The sequence below is a fragment of the Mesorhizobium sp. M1312 genome, from assembly GCF_040318115.1.
In the GTDB taxonomy this organism is placed as follows: Bacteria; Pseudomonadota; Alphaproteobacteria; order Rhizobiales; family Rhizobiaceae; genus Mesorhizobium.
The window spans coordinates 1-1,054 of record NZ_JAMYLQ010000094.1 but is presented as its reverse complement, the minus strand read 5'-3'; the positions used below and the strand labels follow the sequence as shown (position 1 = coordinate 1,054).

At 56.5% G+C, this 1,054-nt stretch carries 1 protein-coding gene; it reads left to right on the top strand.

Annotated elements, in window-relative coordinates; all coding sequences use genetic code 11:
- Positions 1 to 705 precede the first annotated feature (705 nt).
- On the top strand, positions 706 to 1,054 hold a 349-nt coding region (locus tag NKH36_RS34655), incomplete at its 3' end, for an NAD(P)/FAD-dependent oxidoreductase (RefSeq protein ID WP_352966306.1).

Genomic DNA, 1,054 nt, shown 5'->3' with positions numbered 1-1,054 from the left:
CTGGCCTCCTCCCAGCATGAATGTTGAATCAGAACTGCGATGATTTGGGAATCCCACGACTCTTACAAATCTCATCCCGCTCTAGGGGCGCGCCAGGGCAAAGGTCGTCGGACTAAGCTTGGTGCGCGATACGACAAGTAATGCTACGCGATCAAGCCTGACCGCGCGACGATGGGGGGGCATCGCAAACCGGGATGAGGGCCCTCCGGCGGATGTCGGGCGAGCCAACCCTCGGTCGCTCACGCCGGGCAGATACATAACAGAGCAATTTCATCAAGCCGATCAGCCTACGCGAGTGCAGTGGCAGGGAGATCTATCCGCCCTGGCCCTCGGTTCGCCTTTTCCTGGTTGATCCATCTCCGACGTACAAGCTTCAGCGAGGTAGAAGCGTCCGGCGCCGGGTTGTATCTCGAGTATAGCGGTAACAGGGGTAAAAACGGCCAACGCAACAACAGTGCCTGGTAGAGTTCGGTCATCGCCGCATCCAGCAAAGACGCATAGCTTCTGCGGTAAGGGGATAAATATGCAGAATAACATCGTCTTCTTTCCCAAGTAGCACAATCTCGACCGCCCTGGTCACTTAGTCTGACGCAAACGAAAGATTGTTGTCAGCCACCGGTGCGGCAGCGCCGAATGGAGCCCCAACCTTCCTGAACGGCCGAAAAATACCTTGGCGCGACATGCCTCAATCGAACAAGGACGCATATGATCACCACCTCGCCTATTCGCCCTCGTGAATTGCCCATTCGCCATCACGAGGTTCTCATCATTGGTGGAGGAATTGCAGGCATGAGTGTCGCCTTCCATCTTGCAAAAAACGGTAAGAAGGATGTTGCGGTGTTGGAGCGCCACACCCTTACGTCCGGCACGACTTGGCATGCCGCCGGGCTGATTATGCAGACGCGCGGTACTCATGCACTGACTGAGATTGCTAAGTACAACGCGGAACTCTACTCCAATCTTGAGTCAGAGACGGGGCAGGCGACGGGGTTCAAGCGCAATGGCACGCTTGGGGTCGCCAGAACCAAAGAGCGGCTCTACGAGACTGCTCGCA